At 74.5% G+C, this 18,123-nt stretch carries 13 protein-coding genes; 11 read left to right on the forward strand and 2 right to left on the reverse strand.

The window, feature by feature from the left end; genetic code table 11:
• The first annotated feature begins 13 nt into the window (after positions 1–13).
• The 9 genes from ACFVHO_RS17010 to ACFVHO_RS17050 all read left to right on the forward strand — a co-directional run bounded on the left by ACFVHO_RS17010 (position 14) and on the right by ACFVHO_RS17050 (position 13,716).
• On the forward strand, positions 14–880 hold the full coding sequence (locus tag ACFVHO_RS17010; RefSeq protein ID WP_385714487.1) for a universal stress protein: 867 nt from the start codon (positions 14–16) through the stop codon (positions 878–880).
• Positions 881–1,102: 222 nt separating this feature from the next.
• Entirely contained in the window at positions 1,103–3,526 is a 2,424-nt protein-coding gene (locus ACFVHO_RS17015; protein WP_385714739.1) for a phosphoketolase, read from the forward strand.
• Between the two features lie 79 nt (positions 3,527–3,605).
• On the forward strand, positions 3,606–4,559 hold the full coding sequence (locus ACFVHO_RS17020) for a universal stress protein (protein WP_385714490.1): 954 nt from the start codon (positions 3,606–3,608) through the stop codon (positions 4,557–4,559).
• Between the two features lie 181 nt (positions 4,560–4,740).
• Positions 4,741–6,699 carry a hypothetical protein gene (locus ACFVHO_RS17025; RefSeq protein ID WP_385714493.1) on the forward strand — a complete coding sequence of 653 codons (1,959 nt, stop codon included), beginning with the start codon at positions 4,741–4,743 and terminating at the stop codon, positions 6,697–6,699.
• Positions 6,692–9,526, forward strand: a complete 2,835-nt coding sequence (locus tag ACFVHO_RS17030; protein ID WP_385714496.1) for a hypothetical protein — start codon at positions 6,692–6,694, stop codon at positions 9,524–9,526. The genes ACFVHO_RS17025 and ACFVHO_RS17030 overlap by 8 nt, the downstream gene beginning before the upstream one ends.
• Entirely contained in the window at positions 9,513–10,427 is a 915-nt protein-coding gene (locus tag ACFVHO_RS17035; protein WP_385714499.1) for a hypothetical protein, read from the forward strand. Before ACFVHO_RS17030 ends, ACFVHO_RS17035 begins: the two co-directional genes overlap by 14 nt.
• Positions 10,424–11,095: a VWA domain-containing protein gene (locus ACFVHO_RS17040; RefSeq protein ID WP_385714502.1), complete on the forward strand. Its 672-nt coding sequence runs from the start codon at positions 10,424–10,426 to the stop codon at positions 11,093–11,095. The genes ACFVHO_RS17035 and ACFVHO_RS17040 overlap by 4 nt, the downstream gene beginning before the upstream one ends.
• A gap of 2 nt (positions 11,096–11,097) precedes the next feature.
• A complete protein-coding gene (locus ACFVHO_RS17045) occupies positions 11,098–11,991 on the forward strand; it encodes a protein phosphatase 2C domain-containing protein (protein ID WP_385714504.1) in 894 nt (297 codons plus the stop codon).
• 6 nt (positions 11,992–11,997) lie between these two features.
• Positions 11,998–13,716 (forward strand): hypothetical protein, encoded by a 1,719-nt coding sequence (locus ACFVHO_RS17050; protein ID WP_385714507.1) that lies wholly within the window; start codon positions 11,998–12,000, stop codon positions 13,714–13,716.
• A gap of 73 nt (positions 13,717–13,789) precedes the next feature.
• On the opposite strand, the gene ACFVHO_RS17055 is transcribed toward ACFVHO_RS17050, so the two are convergent.
• Entirely contained in the window at positions 13,790–15,262 is a 1,473-nt protein-coding gene (locus tag ACFVHO_RS17055; RefSeq protein ID WP_385714510.1) for a M4 family metallopeptidase, read from the reverse strand.
• A 156-nt stretch (positions 15,263–15,418) separates the two neighbouring features.
• Between ACFVHO_RS17055 and ACFVHO_RS17060 the strand changes: the two genes are divergently transcribed.
• Positions 15,419–15,895 carry a VOC family protein gene (locus ACFVHO_RS17060; RefSeq protein WP_385714513.1) on the forward strand — a complete coding sequence of 159 codons (477 nt, stop codon included), beginning with the start codon at positions 15,419–15,421 and terminating at the stop codon, positions 15,893–15,895.
• On the opposite strand, the gene ACFVHO_RS17065 is transcribed toward ACFVHO_RS17060, so the two are convergent.
• A complete protein-coding gene (locus ACFVHO_RS17065) occupies positions 15,892–16,605 on the reverse strand; it encodes a TetR/AcrR family transcriptional regulator C-terminal domain-containing protein (protein ID WP_385714516.1) in 714 nt (237 codons plus the stop codon). The genes ACFVHO_RS17060 and ACFVHO_RS17065 overlap by 4 nt on opposite strands.
• Before the next feature lie 67 nt (positions 16,606–16,672).
• Here ACFVHO_RS17065 and ACFVHO_RS17070 point away from each other — a divergent pair, with 67 nt between their 5' ends.
• A complete protein-coding gene (locus tag ACFVHO_RS17070; protein ID WP_385714519.1) occupies positions 16,673–18,121 on the forward strand; it encodes an FAD-dependent monooxygenase in 1,449 nt (482 codons plus the stop codon).
• Positions 18,122–18,123: the final 2 nt, after the last annotated feature.

Below are 18,123 nucleotides of genomic sequence, written 5' to 3' on the forward strand. Positions count from 1 at the left end.
GAGGCCGTACGCCGTGGACGGGACACTGATCGTCGGAGTGGACGGCTCACCGTCCTCGGCGACGGCCCTGGACTGGGCCGTCGCCGAGGCCGTGCGCGGCTCCCTCGCGCTGCGGATCGTGCACGCGTCGGGCTGGGAGTGGTACGAGGGACACGAACCGTCGTTCGGCATCAACCGCGACGCCGTGCGCGCCCAGGCCGACCGCGTCCTCGCGACCGCCACGGCGCGGGTCGCCGACCGGGCCCACGCCGTCGACGTCACGAGCGAGGTCCTGGACGAGGACCCCGCCGCCGCGCTCGTCCGTGAGAGCCGCCGGGCGGCCGGTGTGGTCGTCGGCAGCCGGGGGCGCGGCCGCCTCGCCGGGCTGCTCCTCGGCTCGGTCAGCCTGTCCGTCGCCGCCCGTGCGTCCTGCCCGGTCACCGTGGTGCGCGGCGGCGAACAGAGCCTGCGCGGCGGGTTCCGGCGCGTCGTCGTCGGCGTCGACGAGGCCGCCGGGGCCGCGGCCGCCGTGGGGTACGCCGTCCGCGCGGCCCGGCAGCGCCACACGGAACTGCTCGCCGTGCACGCCTGGCGCCGCCCCGCACCCGAGGCCGAAGGGCCGCGTCCCGTCGACGACGCCGACCCGCGACGGCTGCGCGCGGAACGCGAACTCGACGTGGCCCTGCGGTCCGCGGTACGCGACCACGGTGCCGTCGCCGTGCGCCACGAGGCCGTCGAGGGCCAGGCCCGCGCCGCCCTCCTCGACGCCTCGGCCACCGCCGACCTGATCGTGGTCGGCGCCCGCCGCCGCCCCGGCCACACCGGCCTCCAGCTCGGCCCCGTGAACCACGCCGTCCTGCACCACGCCGCGTGCCCGGTCACGGTGGTGCCCCATGCCTGAGCGACGTCCGCGCGGCGCGCGCACCGGACGTACCAGACGCACCGGCGCCCGACCTGTCTGAACCGCGCCGCACGTGGAACCCGGCCGCCCACCGGACGCACACCCGGACACGAACGCCCCGGACGCACACCCGGACACGAACACCCGGGACAAGCCCCCTGGACCCGAACGCCCGGGACAAGCACCCCGGACACGAACGCCCCGGACACGAACGCTGCCGACCTGGATGCGAACCGGACAGACCAGGCAGACCAGGCCGACCAGACAGAAGAGAATCGAGGTCCGTCACCCATGGCCAAGGATCGCCTCGGCGCCCTGGACGCCCACTGGCGCGCCGCGAACTACCTCGCCGCGGGCCAGCTCTACCTGCTCGCCAACCCGCTCCTGACCGAACCACTGCGACCGGAGCACATCAAGCCCCGCCTCCTCGGCCACTGGGGCACGTCCCCGGGCCTCAACCTGGTCCACACGCACCTGAACCGGCTGATCAAGGAGCGCGACCGCGACATCCTGTGCGTGTGGGGACCCGGCCACGGCGGTCCCGCCGTCCTCGCCAACTCCTGGCTGGAGGGCAGCTACACGCAGAGGTACCCGGACGTCACCCGGGACGCGGCGGGCATGGAGCGGCTGTTCCGGCAGTTCTCGTTCCCCGGCGGCGTACCCAGCCACGTCGCGCCCGAGACCCCCGGCTCCATCCACGAGGGCGGCGAACTCGGCTACTCCCTCGCGCACGCCTACGGCGCCGCCTTCGACAACCCGGACCTGCTCGTGGCCTGCGTCGTCGGCGACGGCGAGGCCGAGACGGGGCCGCTGGCCGCGTCCTGGCACTCGGGCCGGTTCCTCGACCCCGTGCACGACGGCGCGGTCCTGCCGATCCTGCACCTGAACGGCTACAAGATCGCCAACCCGGCACTCCTTTCCCGCATCCCCGAAGCCGAACTCGACGCCCTGCTGCGCGGCTACGGCCACGAGCCCCTGCACGTCACCGGCGACGACCCGCGCACCGTCCACCGCGACCTGGCCGCCGCCCTCGACCGGGCCGTCGACCGCGTCACCGCCGTCCAGCGGGAGGCGCGCTCCGCGGGCAGGCGCGGGCGCCGCCCCGCGTGGCCGGTGATCGTCCTGCGCACGCCCAAGGGCTGGACGGGCCCCGCACAGGTCGACGGCGAACCGGTCGAGGGCACCTGGCGCGCCCACCAAGTGCCGCTCGCGGGCGTGCGCGAGAACCCCGAGCACCTGCGCCAACTGGAGGTCTGGCTGCGCTCCTACCGCCCCGAGGAACTGTTCGACGCCGAAGGACGCCCCACCCCGAAGGTCCTCGCCTGTGTGCCCGAGGGCGACCGGCGCCTGGGCGCGACCCCGCACGCCAACGGCGGCCTGCTCACCCGCACCCTGCCGCTGCGCCCCCTGGAGGACTTCGCGGTCGCCGTCGACAAGCCCGGCACCGCCCTGCACGAGCCCGCCCGGGTGCTCGGCGGGATGCTCGCCAAGGTCATGGCCGACACCGCCGAACGGCGCGACTTCCGGGTCGTCGGCCCCGACGAGACGGAGTCGAACCGCCTCGGCGCGCTGTTCACCGCCACCGGCAAGGCCTGGCAGTCCGAGACGCTGCCCACCGACGAACACCTCGCCACCGACGGCCGCGTCATGGAGGTCCTCTCCGAACACCTCTGCCAGGGCTGGCTGGAGGGCTATCTCCTCACCGGCCGCCACGGCCTGTTCTCCTGCTACGAGGCGTTCGTGCACATCGTCGACTCCATGGTCAACCAGCACATCAAGTGGCTGCGGACCGCGCGCGGGCTGACCTGGCGCGCCCCCGTCCCCTCCCTGAACTACCTGCTGACCTCGCACGTCTGGCGCCAGGACCACAACGGCTTCTCCCACCAGGACCCCGGCTTCGTCGACCACGTCCTCAACAAGAGCCCCGAGGTCGTGCGCGTCTACCTCCCGCCGGACGCCAACACCCTGCTGTCCGTCGCCGAACACGCCCTGCTCAGCCGGGACTACGTGAACGTGATCGTCGCGGGCAAGCAGCCCTGCTTCGACTGGCTGAGCCTCGACGCGGCCCGCGCCCACTGCGCGCGCGGCGCGGGCGTGTGGGAGTGGGCGGGCACCGACGACGGCCTGCGCGACCCGGACGTCGTCCTTGCCTGCGCGGGTGACGTCCCCACCCTCGAAGTCCTCGCGGCCGCCGCCCTGTTGCGCGAGCACCTGCCCGAACTCGCCGTGCGCGTCGTGAACGTCGTCGACATCGCCCGGCTCCTGCCGCGCGAGGAACACCCGCACGGCATGGCCGACTTCGAGTACGAGGCGCTGTTCACCCGCGACAAGCAGGTGATCTTCGCCTACCACGGCTATCCGTGGCTGATCCACCGCCTCGCCTACCGTCGCACCGGCCACTGCCGCCTCCATGTGCGCGGCTACAAGGAGGCGGGCACGACCACCACGCCCTTCGACATGGTCGTACGCAACGACCTGGACCGGTACCGCCTGGTCATGGACGTCATCGACCGCGTCCCCGAACTGTCCGTCCGCGCCGCGTCCCTGCGCCAGCTGATGGCCGACCAACGCGCCCGCCACCACACCTGGATCCGCGAGCACGGAACCGACCTGCCCGAGGTCGCGGCCTGGTCGTGGCCGTACTGAACCACCCGAGCAACCCGAACGACCCGAACGACCCGAACGACCCGAACAGCACCGGATCGCACACCCTCCGAGGCACGCCATGAATCGCCACCGCCCGTCATCCCGTCCCTGGCCGACGACCCGTTACCGCCTCGCCACCGGTGACCGCACGCGCGCGGTCACCGCGGGCATCGACGGCACCCTCGCCGGCATGGACGCCGCCGACTGGGCGGCCCGTGAGGCGCTGCGCCGAGGTGTGCCGCTGCGGCTCCTGCACGTCGCGGCCGATCCGGACCACCAGCCCCGGATACGCCGGGTCGGCCCCGCCGACCGGGCCCGCGGCGTCCTCGACCGGGCCGCGATCACGCTGTCGTACGTCCATCCGGCGCTGCGGATCCACGCCCAGCAGCCCTCGGGGCCGACGGTCGCCGCCCTGCTCGCGGCGGCCGCCGAAGCCGATGCGCTGGTCCTCGGCTCCCGGGGCCCGGCCGGGTTCGGCGGCTTCCTTCTCGGCTCGGTGGCCGCGGCGGTGGCCGAGCGCGCGGATCGGCCGGTCGTGCTCGTCCGCGCCGGGGAGTGTCCCGAGGACGCCCATGTCCCGGACGCCGACGGCCGGCCCTCGCGGACCACGCCGTACCGGCCGGTCGTCCTCGCCCTCGATCTCCCGCTCCCCGGTGAGGAGTTGATCGCCCACGCCTTCGACGCGGCGGCCGTCCGCGGCGCCCCCCTGCACGTGGTGCATGTGTGGACCATGCCGCCGCTCGACGCGTACGCACCGGGCCAGGCGGTCCCGGACGTCCTCGCCGAGCGCGAGGAGGACGCGCGCCGGGAGCTGGCGGCGGCGCTGCTGCCGTGGCGCCGTGCCTACCCCGCCACGAGGGTCGTCGAGCGCGTCCGGTTCGGGCGCACGGGCCATCACTTGCTGAAGGCGGCGACAGGTGCGTCGCTCCTGGTCGTCGGCCGCCGTGTGCAGACAGGGCCGCGCCTCGGCAGAACGGCGCACTCGGCCGTGCGGCACGTGGCCTGTCCCATCGCTGTGGTGCCGCACAACTGACCTGCAACGGCTGCGGGGCGACGTACAACTGACGATCTGTCAGTCAACGCCAGATGTCTATCAAAATCATGAAACGTGCTTCAGGCTGAAGGGCCTGGATGCGCCGCCCACCCGTTGGGGGCCGGCGGTGTTCCGCGCGTTCGGGGTGGTGCTCCCCGAACGCCGAGGGGGGAGGCACCCGATGGGGGACACGTACCTGGTCAGGAAGCTGGAGAAGCTCGCGGCGAGCTTGGAGCGGCTTTCGCTGCCCGCCGACTCGCCCGTGCTCGTCGACCGGATCGACCAGCTGAAACACGTCCTCGAACGAATGCGGCACACCACCGCCGGTGAGGTCAGGATCGTGGCCCTCGGGGCCAACTCCTCGATGAAGTCGACCACGTTGCGCCTGCTCCTCGGGCGCAACGACGTCTTCTCCGTGGGCCCGGGTGCGGTGAGCGCGGTCTCCACGGAGCTGCGGCTCGTCCAGGACGATGGCCCCACGGGCCCGCCGGAGTACAGCGTCGTGACGCTCACCGAGGAGGGCGCGCGCCGCCGGGCCCGCCGTCTGCTCGAGCTGGACGAGGACGATCCCCGGAGCCTGGAAGAGCTGAGCCGGGTGGCGCATCCGCACGTCGGTCTGGTCCAGGAGATGCTGGAGGCCGTGCCACGGCTCGGCTACGGCGAGACCTTGAGCATGGAGCAACTGGCCGCCCGCGAGGGCTCCCTCACCTTCAGCAGCGGACGGGGCACCCCCTTCATCGCCCGGGTCAGCGCGCGCTTGCAGGTCCCGGCCGAGGTGTGGCCGCTGGACTGGGCGGCAGGCCGGTCCGTGGTGATCGTCGACATCCCCGGCACCCGCATGGGCGGAGCCCTGGAGGACGTCGTCATCGCCGAGACGCAGAGCCGCGCGCACATCGCCCTGCTCACCGTGGCCTGCGGCGGCGGCACCCAGTTCGAGACGCCGCGGACCGCACCCGATCCGCACTGCGTGTTCGTCGCCACCCGCCTCGATGCCGTCGACAACCCGAGCAACGCCAACTCCCTGCGCGTCCTGGAGACGTCCATCGCCTCCATGGTGCGCGACATCGGCGTGGCCGGACGGCCCGGCCGCGAGACCCGTGTCGCCTCCGTCAGCGGCCCCTGGGCAGCGCCCGACGAGGCCGCCTGGGTCGCCTTCGACCCGGACAACCCGCACATCTGGAAGACCGCCCAGCTCGCGCGCGAGCAGTGGCGCGCCGCCGCCTGGGACCCGTCCGGCGCGACCGGCGGCCAGCTGCGCCTCGCCGTCGAGGGCGCCCTCGCCGACGGCGGCGTCGGGCGCCTGCGCGCACTCATCGCCGAACTCGCCGACAAGGACACCGCACACGTCGACTCGCAGGAGTTCGAGCAGCTCATCGAGGAGGGCATCCGGCTGCTCAAGGAGGCGGGCGCACACGTCCCCGCCGCCGGGAAGCTCAAACTCCAGGAGGCGGCGGCCCGCGACGACGCCCGCCCCATCGCGGATCTGCGGCGCATCGCAAGGGAACAGGCCGACACCGTCGTGTACGCGGCCGACGCCTGGTCGAAGGTACGGCTCGCCCTGGAACAGACCGGCGCCGGAGGCCGGGCGAACGCCGACGCGCTCCAGCCGCTGCGCGGACTCGACATCGGCGCCCTCAGCGCGACCGCCATCAACGGGACCCGCCTGGAGCTGACCGAAGCCCTCGCGAGCTGGTGGGCCTCGCACACCCGCGAGGACCTCGCCGACGGAGCGCCGTGGACCCGCCTCACCGCGCCGTTCGGCCCCGACGCGGACGACGGTGAACGGCAGGCGCGCGCGGACGCCGACGCCGCGGCGGCCGCACAGGTCGACGGCATGGCGGGGCGCCTGCTGCACCAGCTGGCCGGTCGCCACGGCGCCGACGGCGGCACCGCCCACCGCCCGGCCGCGCGGCTGTACTTCCGGCAGGTCGCCCGGGCCCGCGAGGAACTGGCCCGGCTCCTGGAACGGATGCTGGTCGACACCTTCGAACCCGCGGTCGTCCTGACCCAGAAGGCCCTCGGCGAACTCCTCGTCCAGCAGCGGCTCGCCCTCGTGAGCGCCACAGGACCGGTCGCCGTGCTCAACCAGATCGGAGCCGAGCTGCAGCAACTGTCGACGGCGAGGGCGGGAAGTGCCTGATGACCGGCCGTCGCTGGAACTCTACGGCCGGTCGGACGGCGCGGGCCTCGCGCTGCGGCGCGGCACCGTTCCAGGGCGCATAGAACGCGTCGACGTGCTGGACGGCTCGGCGGTCGTCAGCACGACCACCTTCACGCCGCCCGTCGACGGCGCGGCGGCCGACGCCGACCTCGTCCTCACCCCGTGGCGGCGCAGGCCCGGCGCGCCCACGGTCGTCGTCCACTACCGCCGCCACCAGCCGGAGTCCCGCGTCCCCGCGCCGTCGGCACGCGGCAGCTTCCGGCTCGACCCGGACCAGATCGGAGACCGTCCCATGCCCCAGGCCACGCCCGACGGCAGTCCCGCACAGACCCAGGGCCCCGACCTCATCGGCGCCTTCTTCGACTTCGGCACCAGCCGCGCCGTGTGCGGCGTGTTCGACCGCCGCCGCGTGAGCGGCAGCGACGCCGCGCTGCCCATCGCCGGTGTGGAACGGGCCAGGAGTCTGCTGCCCGTCCAGCTGTTCGCCACCGACGACTCGCCGGACCCGGCACAGGAGATCGAGGACCGCACCGTCGGCATCCCCCTGGCCCGGGGAGAGGCCTGGCGCGAGATCTTCGGCTGCGCGCCCCTGGACGTCCACCACGTCAGCCACACCAAGCCCCGCACCAGTGATCTGGTCGTGACCGGCGACAGCGTCGACTTCGCGTCCGACGCCACCGGCGAGCGGGTCCGGGGAGCCAAGCGCCATCTGGCCGACCTGGACCACGAGGTGCCGGGCACCCAGCTGAACGGCCGGGAGCTGTTCCGCCGGGTGTACGCTCGGTTCGCCGAGCTGGTGGCCGCCGAGCTGGAACTCCCCCGTGCCATCGGCTCGTTGAGCGTGACCTTCCCCACCAAGCTGCCGCCGGACAAGCGCGACGAACTGCTCGACGTGCTGCGCACCCTCGCGCCCAAGGTGGAGATGAACATCGACGAGGCCGTCGCCGCGGCCGGGTTCGCGATGATGAAGCGGCTCGGCGCGGACTTCCTGCTCGGCGTCGAGGCGTTCACGCTGAACGCCCGCTGCCCCGAGGGCGGTCGTGCCTGGGAGCAGCCCGACGAGTGGGCCAAGGCCCGTGCCTGGCACGAGAACCTGCTCGTCCTGGACGTCGGCGGGGGCACCACCGACTCCGCCCTGATCAAGGTGACCGTCGTCGACGCCACCCCGGCCGCCGCCGGGGACAGCCCCGGCCGGTTCTACAGGCTCCAGCCGCAGGTGCTGGCCTCGGGCGGACGCCTCAACCTCGGCGGGGACCGCCTCACCGCCCAGCTGTTCACGCTGCTGCGCGGCAAGCTCGGGATCAGGCCCGGTGACACCCGCTTCCGGGGCGTGGAACAGGCCGCCCCGCGCCAGCAGTTGTTCCACGCCCTGTGGGAGGCGGCCGAGGCCGTGAAGCGGCAGGGGCTCCGGGGGGTGAACCCGGCGACGGTCCGGATCTGTACCGCGGCCCCGGGCGGTGCCGCACCGGACTCCGCCGCCGTCCCCTTCGTCTGGCCGGTGCCCCCGGACGGTGCTGCGTCCGCCGAGCCCTCGGCCGTGGAGGTGACCGTCACCGCTGACGAGCTCGCCGAGCAACTGCGTGACGTCGTCGCGGAGATCACCTGGCTGGCGGGCGGCATCGCCCGCGGCGGCCTCGACGTGTCGGGCGGCGGTCACGAGAGCGTCGACCGGGTGCTGTTCTCCGGCGGTTCGATGCACTCCGCCGCGCTGCGTCGCGGCATCGAGGAGGGGCTGCGCCGCCGCTTCGAGAGCGACCAGCTCGCACCCACCTTCGAGGTGGAGTTCGACGCGGAGTTCGCCAAGGCCGGAACGGCGGTGGGCGGCGTGTACCTGGACGCGGTGGCCGACCTGAGCCCGGACGCCGAGGACCCCGAGGTGATCCCCGAACTGCTGCGCGGGATCTCCTACTTGGACGTCGACGCCAGCCGCCTCCACGTGAACCTGGCGGCCGACTTCCACCTCCGCAAGGGCTCCCAGGAGACGTACGAGGAACCGGTGTTCAGCCGCGGCCAGCGTCTCGAACTCGAACCCGGCGGCCGGGCCTACGCCGAGGGCCGCTCCACCTACCCGGTGCGCGCCGTGCTCGCCGTGCACCGCTACGACGTCTCCAAGGACGACGGCGGCCGCGAAGCCGACTCGCTGTGGGCGACCCACACGATGCTGCAGGGGCAGGCGGACCAGCTCGCCGCCGCAGGCGTCAACGTCCGCTTCGAGATCGACCAGGAGGAGCGCATCACACTCCTGCTGTGCAAGGGCACACCGGGCTGGCTGCTCGATGGCCCCGCGGTCGACACGACCGACGTACCGCACGGCCTGATCGTCCCGCCGGAGCGCGAGGGCGCCCCAGCCACCCTGCGCTACTCGCTCTACCAGGAGGTCTACCAGGTCGGCGTCGGCCTGCGGGAACGCGAGCCGCTGGCCTTCGCGGGCGATCCGGTCCCGCCGGGCGGGCTGCTGCTGCATGTGGCCGCGCGGCGGATCACGTTGTACTGGGGGCTGTCCGGCGCGGGAACGGGGGCGGCCCCGGGGCTCGGGACACCGATGGGGACCGGGGTGGAGCGGGACGCCGGACCGGACCCGGCGCACCGGGAGTTCGGGACCCTCGCCGATGTGCCCGACGGCTACGTCTGGGTGTCCCTCGACGCCACGGGTTCGCTGCGCTTCCACCAGCAGCGGCCCCGCCGCCGTACCGTGACCGCGCGCATGGACCTGATCGACGCCGCACCCGGTGAGGTCTACGAAGAGGTCATGAAGTCGGGACTGTTCTACGACGAGAGCAAGGACCCCTTCAGTGGCACCCTCTGACGCCGTGAAACCCGCCGAAGGCGCCCGGCCCGCCCGGCCCGACGAGGCCCGCACACCGGGAAGCGGCCCCGAAGACGCCCCCGCCCCCCTCGTCCGCGCCCTCTGCGACGACCTCGCCACCGTCCTGAGCACCCCCGTCGACCCCGCCGACCTGCACCCCCGGCACGACGGGGCGGCGCCGCCGCTGCTCGGCCTGGTGGGCGTGGCCGCCGCGGGACCGCGCCAGGTCGCCTGCCGGCTGCTCGCCGAGTGGGTACGGGCCGGCACGGCCGAGCGCGGCGAACAGCCCGAGCTGTGGGGGCCGTCGGCGGTCGACATCGCCGGTCTCCGGCTCGGCGGCGAACGGCTGCTGCCGGGCCTCACCCTCACCCCGCTGCCGTCCGGGCTGGCGCCGCGCGAGGCCGTGGAACGCCTGCTGCCGACCGTCGCCGAACTCCTCGGCGCCATGCGCCAGGTGGCGTTGGTCGACCGCACCCGGGCCGCCACCGTGCCGGGCTGGTCGGCCCGGCTGCGGCTGCTCGCCGAGTACGACGCCCTGGGCCCGGCCGCGGCCGCCACCGGCGACCCGGGCGCCTGGGTGGTCTCCGCCCACCACCTGGCCGCGTCGGCGTTCGTGCCCGAGGCCGCCGAGGGCAGCGTCTGGGCCCAGCTGATGGCGGCGGTGCGGACCCACGCCGTGCGCGCCCTCGCCGAACTGGGCGAGGCCAAGGAGGGCGAGGGCGAGCTGGACCGGCGGGGCTCCGCCGACTTCGCCGCGCTCGTCGACATGGAGCGCAGCGTGACGCTCGACGGCTATCCGGCGCGCTCCGGCAACGTCCTCCAAGTCGTACGGCTGCCCAGGGAGCGGGCCGGACGGATGGAGAAGGCCCTGGTGCTGCTCGCCCCGAGGAGCGGCGGATGAACGTCCTTCCGCTCTACGTACTCGCCGACAGGTCGGGGTCCATGGCCGAGACCACCGGGCCCGTCACCGCGATCGAGGTGGTGAACACCGTCCTTCGCGAACTCCTCGCGCGGCTCGCGAAGGACCCGATGATCCGGCGCGCGGTCCGGCTCTCGGTGATCTCCTTCGCCGAGGACGCCCGTGTGGACCTGCCGCTCACCAGCCTGTCGTCGACGACGGCCGTGCCGGACCTGGAGGCCTCCGGGCCGACGTCGTTCGCGGTGGTCTTCGAGGCCACCGCGCACACCGTCGCGCACGACCTGGCCGCGCTCGGCGCCGCCGCGCGGCCGCCGCTGGTGTTCATGCTCACCGACGGCCGCCCCACCGCCCACCGCGACCGCGCCGCAGGCTGGTACTCGGAGCATCAGGCGCTCCTGGCCAGCGCGGGCCCGGACCGGAGGGTCCTGCTCGTGCCCTACGGCTACGGCCGTGTCGACCCCCGCACCCTCGCCTCCATCGCCGCCGACCCGAGCGCCGCGTACCTCGCGGGCCGCAGCGACTCGCCCGCACAGGCCATCGAGCGCTTCGCCGAGCTGGTCTTCGGCTCCGTGGCGCGCAGCGTGGCGATGGACTCCGAGCAGGTCGTGCAGCCGCCGGGCACGGTGCGGCCCTATGTCGAGGACTACTGACCATGTCCGACTTTCCGGCTGTCGACGCCATGGACCAACCCTGGTACGAGCCCCCGCTGTTCAGCGGCGACGCGGAGGCGGCCCTGCCGCTGCTCGCGTACGACGGCGGGCAGGCGGGCGCGGTCACGGTGCGGGCGGGCGCGGCGGCCGCGGAGACCTGCCGTCCCCGGGACAACTGCAACGACGCCTTCGCCCTGTGGTCCGACGCGGCGACCGGCATCTGCTTCCTGGCCGTCGCGGACGGCGTGGGCCGCTCGGAGGACGCGGGCCGCGCCGCCCGCGCCGCCGCCCGCGTGGCGGTGAAGGCGTTCCGCGCGCAGTGGCTCCCGGCGCCGGACCCCTCCGGCGACCACCTCGCGGACCGGGTGCGCGAGACGGTCGCCGACGTGGCCGTCACCCTCGACTCGCTGTCCCGGCGGCGCACGGGCGATCCGCGCGAACACGGCGAGTACCGCACGACGCTCGTCGTGGCGGCGCTGCCCACCCGGATCCCACCGGGCGGCGGCGTCGCCGCGGTGGTCGCCCGCGTCGGTGACTCCACGGCCTGGCGGCTGCGCCCCGGCTTCCTCGCGCCCGTCTTCCCCGGCCGCGCGGAGGACCTCACGCCCACCGCGGCCCTGCCCGGCAACTACGCGGCGCTGCAGATCCAGGTCCTCGACCTCGGCGACGGCGAGGTCCTCGCCCTGACCACCGACGGGCTGGCGCGCGACGGCCGTGACGAACAGGTGCGGGCCTTCCTGGGGCGGATCTGGGCGACACCGCCGACCCCGCTCGAGTTTCTCGGCTCGCTGGCCGTGCGCCGCAACGACCGCAGCGACGACCGGGCCGCCGCGGTCGCCTGGCTCGGCCATCACGAGGCGGCGCCCGACGGCACGTTCGGCTCCGGCACGGGGTGAGGGCCGTTGGACTTGAACCCCGGCTGGTGGCTCGTGCTCGCCGTCGCCGCCGCCCAGCTCCTCGCCGAGGTGGTGCGCCGCGCGATGGACGGCGCGGCGGCCGACGCGCTGCGGTTCGCCGCCGCGGCCGCGGAGCTGCGGCGGCGCGCGGACACCAGCGACAGCACCACGCGCGGCGCGGAGCTGACCGGACACGCCCACCGGCTGCGCGGCCTCCGGCGGCGGGCCCGGCGCCGCCGCGCCGCCGGATGGCTGCTCCTCACCGCGGTCTGGGCGGGCAGCCAGGCGGCGTGCTGGCTGTGGGACGTCAACGAACGCTGGGCGGAGCCGGGGCGCTGGGACGAGGACGTCGTCGTCGGCATCGCGGTCGTCGGCCCGGCCGTCGCGCTGCTCGCGCTGTGGGCGACGGCCCGGCTCGCCGGACGCCCCGCGGCCCTCGACCGGTCGGTGGCCTTCCTCGTGTACGTGGCGGCGGGCGCGCTCCTGGTGGCGGGGCCCGCGGGGGCGGACGGCGCGGCCGAGGGCACGACGGCGAGCGTGGTCGTGATCGCCGTGTCGCCGGTGGTGCGCCGGGTCGTGGCGACGGTGCCGCGGCGCGCGGGCCCGGTGCCGCTCAGCGCGGAGGCCACGGCCCTGGTCGACACGATCGACCCGCCCGCGCGGCCCGTACCGCAGGGGACGGCGGCCTGGGGCCCGCCCGGCACCCGGCCGAGGACCCCGTCCGCGACCCGGACCGACACCCTGCCCGACATCCCGCTCGGGTCCGTGCCCGGGCCCACGACCGTGAAGCCGCGCCGGACACCGAAGAACAGCCGGTCAGGGCCGCGACAGACCTTCGGCCACCCCCCGCCCGCCCACGGCTACCCGATGATCGACGTCGTGCCCCTGGCCGACCTGTCGTTCGGCGCCCCCCGGCCCGGCCTGCCGCCGCACATCCGCCCGGCCCGTGTCGCGCCCTCCACCGAGGAGTTCCTGGTCAAGACGTTCGACGAGGAGAGCGCGGCGGGACCTCCGGCCGGGGGAGAGCGGCAGCGCAACCCCGTCCGGGCCCTCGCCCCGTACCGCGAACTCCTCTCCAGGGTCGGCGAGTTGCCCACGCCCCGGCGCCGCACCGCCGACCGCGTCCTGCTGTGGCCGCGCGCGGTCGTCGGCGTCGGCGAGCGGGCCAAGGGCGTCATGTACCCGCCGCTCGCTGAGCCGTTCCTGCTCCGCGAGGGCGGCGCGCAGACCGGCGACCACCTCCTTGCCGAGGAGCCGGACTTCGTCGGCTGCCAGGTGCCCTCGTCCCGGCAGCGCGCCGAACTGCTCCTGGACGTGGTGTCGGCCCACGCCCTGCTGCACGACATGGGGCTCGCCCACGGCGACACCAACTGGAAGAACTTCGTGTACGGCGTCGAGGCGGGCCGGGGGCGCGGACGGCTCATCGACATCGACAGCGTGACGCCCCTGGACGACCCGCGGCCCCTCCTGATGCACCAGCCGGACTGGGGCGACGACCCGCGCATGCCGCCCCTGGTGCGCGACGTCCACAGGGTGGCGCTCCTGGTGGCGCGCCTCGCCGGTCCCGTACCCGACTGGGACACGCAACACCCGCCCGCCCAGGCCGAGTTCTGGTTCACCCCGGGGCTGCGGAAGCTCACCCGGAGTGCCCTGGCAAGGCCTGAGGAGGCCACGGCGGCGGAGTTCGCCGAGGCGCTGACGGCGGCGCTGCGCGGCCAGGGGTGAGGCCGTCCCGCTCCGGGCGCCGGAGGGCGTGGCCGTCCCCGCCCTCGCGGCCCGAGGCCGACGAGCCCCGCGCCTACCGTTCCGGCATCCGCACCCCCACCCGCTCCCACGCGCCGAGCACGGCCCGGTGCTCGACGCTCCCCTCGCCGTACTTGCTCACGGCCGCCGTCGCCGTGAAGCGCGCCCAGTCCTCGAAGAGCAGACCGCTGCCGATCGCGTGCACGGTCAGCGCGTCCCACCAGATCATCCCGGCGCGCTCCCACGCATACCCGCCGAGGCGCTCGGCCACGAGGTAGAACGCGTGGCCGGGGATGCCGCTGTTGATGTGGACGCCGCCGTTGTCGCGGCCCGTGCGGACGTAGTCGTCCATGGCCGCCGCCTGCGGGTCCTTGCCGAGGACGTCGTCGTCGTAGGCGGTGCCGGGTGCCTTGAGGGAGCGCAGGCCGACACCGCGGACGCCTGGCGCGAGCAGGCCCTTGCCGACCACCCAGTCCGCGTCCTCGACGCTCACGCCGTCGGTGTACTGCTTGACGAGCTGGCCGAAGACGTCGCAGATCGAAACCGAGAGGGCCCCGCTCTGTCCCGCGTGGGAGAAGAGCGACATCATCTCGCGCACTCCCATCCAGACGCCGCCGGCGATGATCTCGAGGCACTGGGTGAACCGCTCGAAGACCGTGCCGTCCCCGTCACCGAGGACCAGCAGTTCCCCGTTCCAGTACATGTTGCTGAAGTCGCCGCTGTAGTGCACGACCGCGGTCATGGGCCGCCGGACCAAGGGGTCACGGCCCAGGACGGCCCGCGCGAAGGCGGAGGTGGCGAGGAGCGCGTCGTACGCCTCGTCCACGGCCGCGTCGCCCGTCGGCGGCTGGCCGGTGCGCCGGGCCACGGCGAGCCCCGTGGTCTCGCGGTTGTGGTGGGCGTCGTACACGACGTGGTCGGCGTCCTCGGTGGCTGCCGCTTCCGAGGCCGACGGCAGGGGCGCGGGCTCGCTGACGAGGCGCGCCACGTCCTCCGGGGCGAGGCGCGCCTGGAGCGCGAGCGGGACGACGCCCTGGAGCAGCCAGGTGAGCGCACCGGTCTCCTCGGCGGGCGCCGGGTGCGAGCCGTCGAGCAGGCCGGTGGCCTCGCGGACCAGGTCCGGCGGGATCCGCGCGATCGCGGCGACTTCTTCGAGCGCCCGCACCAACTGGCGTACGGCGCCGTTGAGGAGCCGGTCCCGCACGGTGTCGCCGAGTCCGCCCGCCGCGAGCGCGGGGACGGTCTCCAGCGCCTCGTACCCCTGGTGCACGGTGACGAAGGCCGCGCTGCCGCGCCTGCGGGCGATCATCGTGGCCTGCTCGTCCCACGCGGTCCGCGACAGCGCGGGGGCCGTCCAGTGGCCGGTCTGCCGGAAGTAGGCGACGGCCGCGCTGTTCCTGGCCAGCTCGGCGTAGATGAGGCGGGCGGCGGTGCGGGTGTTGCTGCGGTGGCTCAGCATCGCGCCGCCCCCGCCGAGCAGACCACCGCCCACGGTGGCGATGACGGTGCTGATCAGACCGCTGTCCATGCCCCGGCCTCCCCCGACGTGCCCGGCCCCTGGCCACATCATCCGGGCGCGGGGGAGGGCGGCCAAGACATCGAACCGCCCGGTGGCGATGAGTTTCGACCGGAGCGAGGGTCTGTACTGACGAGCGAGGGTCCCCGCGAGCGACAGGAGAGCGCCATGCCCAAGATCACGCCCAACCTCTGGTTCGACACCCAGGCCCTTGAGGCCGCCGAATTCTATGTCTCCGTGTTCCCGAACTCCAAGGTCACGAAGGTGTCGTACTACGGCGAGGCGGGACCGCGCCCGGCCGGTACGGTCCTGACGGTCGAGTTCTCGCTGGACGGCCAGGACTACACCGGCATCAACGGCGGCCCCGAGTTCACCTTCGACGAGGCCGTCTCCTTCCAGATCGGCTGCGCCGACCAGGAAGAGGTCGACCACTACTGGACCAAGCTGACCGCGGACGGCGGCCAGGAGAGCCAGTGCGGCTGGCTGAAGGACAAGTACGGCCTGTCCTGGCAGGTCGTCCCCGACGAGCTCGGCGCGCTGATGACGGACCCCGACCCGGAGCGGGTGCGGCGGGCCATGACGGCGATGTTCACGATGCAGAAGCTCGACGTGGCGGCGCTGCGGGCGGCGGCCGACGGCGCCTAGGCCCGCCCGTCGGGCAGGCCCTGGGCCGCCCCGGTCCCGAGGAGCAGGTCGAGGCCGTGCTCGAAGCGGCCGTCGAAGGACGCGTCGCGGAAGTACGGCGCGAGGCGCCGCAGCGACGGATACTCACCCGACTCCAGCGACCGGACGAAACGAGGGTCGACCTGCTCGGGCAGCGACTGCTCCTCCTGCGTCAGGCCGAGGACGAAGTACAGCAGGCTCCAGGCCGTCCACGCCGCCTCGCGCTCGCCCGCCGGATTCGCCGAGTCCGCCGGGCCCGTTGAGCCCGCTGAATCCGCCGGGCGGCCTGCCAGGAGTGCCGTCGTGAGCGTTTCGGCGAAGCGGAGCGTGGCGGGCTCGGCCGCGTAGGTGCCCGCCACGATGCGCGCGCCGTCCCGGTGCGCGAGCAGCGCGTTCCGGTAGCGGCGCATGAGTTCACGGGCGCGCGCCCGCCACTCGCCCGGCAGGCCGTCGAGGGAGATCTCGGCGACGATCGCGTCGGCCATCAGCTCCAGGAGCCTGGTCTTGGTCTTGGCGTGCCACAGCACGGTGTTCATCCGCACGCCCAGGCGCTCCGCCGTCCCCCGCACCGAGAGTCCGTCGGCGCCCTTGTCGGCGAGTACGTCGAGAGCCGCGCGCGCCACGGCGCCGGGCGTGAGCCCCGCGCGGTGGCCGCTCTCGGCCCGTCCGGCCGTCCCTTGCTTTTTGGTCACTGACCTAGTGTACTGACGGTCAGACGACTTGGTCACTGACCAAGCGTGAATGCGAAGGGGAGGTCCCGTGCCCACGAAGCACGCAGCAGAAGAGAACCGCCGAAACCAGCGGCACCCGCACGTCGTCATCGCCGGAGCGGGCCCCGTCGGCCTGTGGCTCGCCGCCGAACTGCGCCTGGGCGGCGTGCCGGTGACCGTCCTGGAGCAGCGCGTCACGCCGTCCCCGCACTCCAGGGCCCTCACCGTGCACCCCCGCACCCTGGAGGTCCTGGCGTGCCGGGGCGTCGTCGAGCCGTTCCTGGCCGAAGGCGTGCGCCTGCCCGACGGGCACTTCGCGGCCCTCGACCACCGCCTCGACTTCGGCGTCCTCGACACCCCGTACCCGTTCACGCTCGCCCTGCCGCAGGCCCGCACCGAAGCGCTCCTGGAGGAGCACGCGCGCGCCGCCGGCGCCGACATCCGGCGCGGCCACCGCGCGACGGGCCTGACCGAGCACACGTCCGGCGTGCGCGTCGACGTCACGGGCCCGGACGGCCCGTACGAGACGGAGGCGGCGTACGTCGTCGGCTGCGACGGCACCCGCAGCACCGTGCGCGACGCGGCGGGCATCGGCTTCCCCGGCAGCGACGCCACGGTGTGGGGCTGGCTCGGCGACGTCGTCCTGGCCGCGCCGCCCGCCCGGCCCGTCATCAGCGTGTCGACACCGCGGGGCGGACTGCTCTGCGTGGCCCTGCCCGACGGTGTCCACCGCCTCGTCGGCCACACACCGGAGGACCAACAGCGGGACTGGCCGGGGGAGTTGACCTTCGACGAGCTGCGGGCGAAGGTCCGACGCATCAACGGCGACGACTTCGGCATGCGCGACCCGCGCTGGCTCTCGCGGTTCGGGAACGCGGCACGGCAGGCGCAGACGTACCGCAAGGGCCGGGTGCTGCTCGCGGGCGACGCCGCGCACATGCACTTCCCGGCGGGCGGGGTCGGCCTCAACGTCGGGGTGCAGGACGCCGCCAACCTCGGCTGGAAGCTGGCCGCGACCGTGCGCGGCGACGCCCCGGACGGACTCCTCGACACCTACCACCGCGAACGGCACCCGGTCGGCGCCGAGTTGATCCGGACCACCCGCGCCCAGACCGCCCTGATGACGTCGTACTCCGGCGACGGAGCCGCCCTGCGCGACCTGCTCAGCGGCGCCATCGCCGCCGTGCCGGAATTCTCCCGGCGGCTCGCCGAAGGGCTCTCGGGTCTCTCGGTGGCGTACGAAGCCGACGGCGACAGCCACCCGCTCACCGGCCGCCGCGCCCCGAACCTGCGACTCGCGGGCGGGCGCGCCCTGTTCGACCTGCTGCGCCCGGGCCGTCACGTCCTCCTCGACCTCGCCGGCGCCGGGCACGCCGACGGCCCCTCGCCGGACGTCGTCGTCCACGAGGGGCCCCTGGCCGAGGCCCACCCCGACTGGGTGGGGGTGGGCTCGGCGCTGATCCGTCCGGACGGGCATGTGGCGCGGGTCCGGGTGTGACG

The organism is Streptomyces sp. NPDC127108, assembly GCF_042677545.1.
Classification (GTDB): Bacteria; Actinomycetota; Actinomycetes; order Streptomycetales; family Streptomycetaceae; genus Streptomyces.

Coding starts and splice junctions, on each gene's coding strand:
- ACFVHO_RS17040 (WP_385714502.1), top strand. CDS start 10,424: ATGAACGTCCTTCCGCTCTACGTACTCGCCGACAGGTCGGGGTCCATG.
- ACFVHO_RS17055 (WP_385714510.1), bottom strand. CDS start 15,262: ATGGACAGCGGTCTGATCAGCACCGTCATCGCCACCGTGGGCGGTGGT.
- ACFVHO_RS17020 (WP_385714490.1), top strand. CDS start 3,606: ATGAATCGCCACCGCCCGTCATCCCGTCCCTGGCCGACGACCCGTTAC.
- ACFVHO_RS17045 (WP_385714504.1), top strand. CDS start 11,098: ATGTCCGACTTTCCGGCTGTCGACGCCATGGACCAACCCTGGTACGAG.
- ACFVHO_RS17025 (WP_385714493.1), top strand. CDS start 4,741: ATGGGGGACACGTACCTGGTCAGGAAGCTGGAGAAGCTCGCGGCGAGC.
- ACFVHO_RS17060 (WP_385714513.1), top strand. CDS start 15,419: ATGCCCAAGATCACGCCCAACCTCTGGTTCGACACCCAGGCCCTTGAG.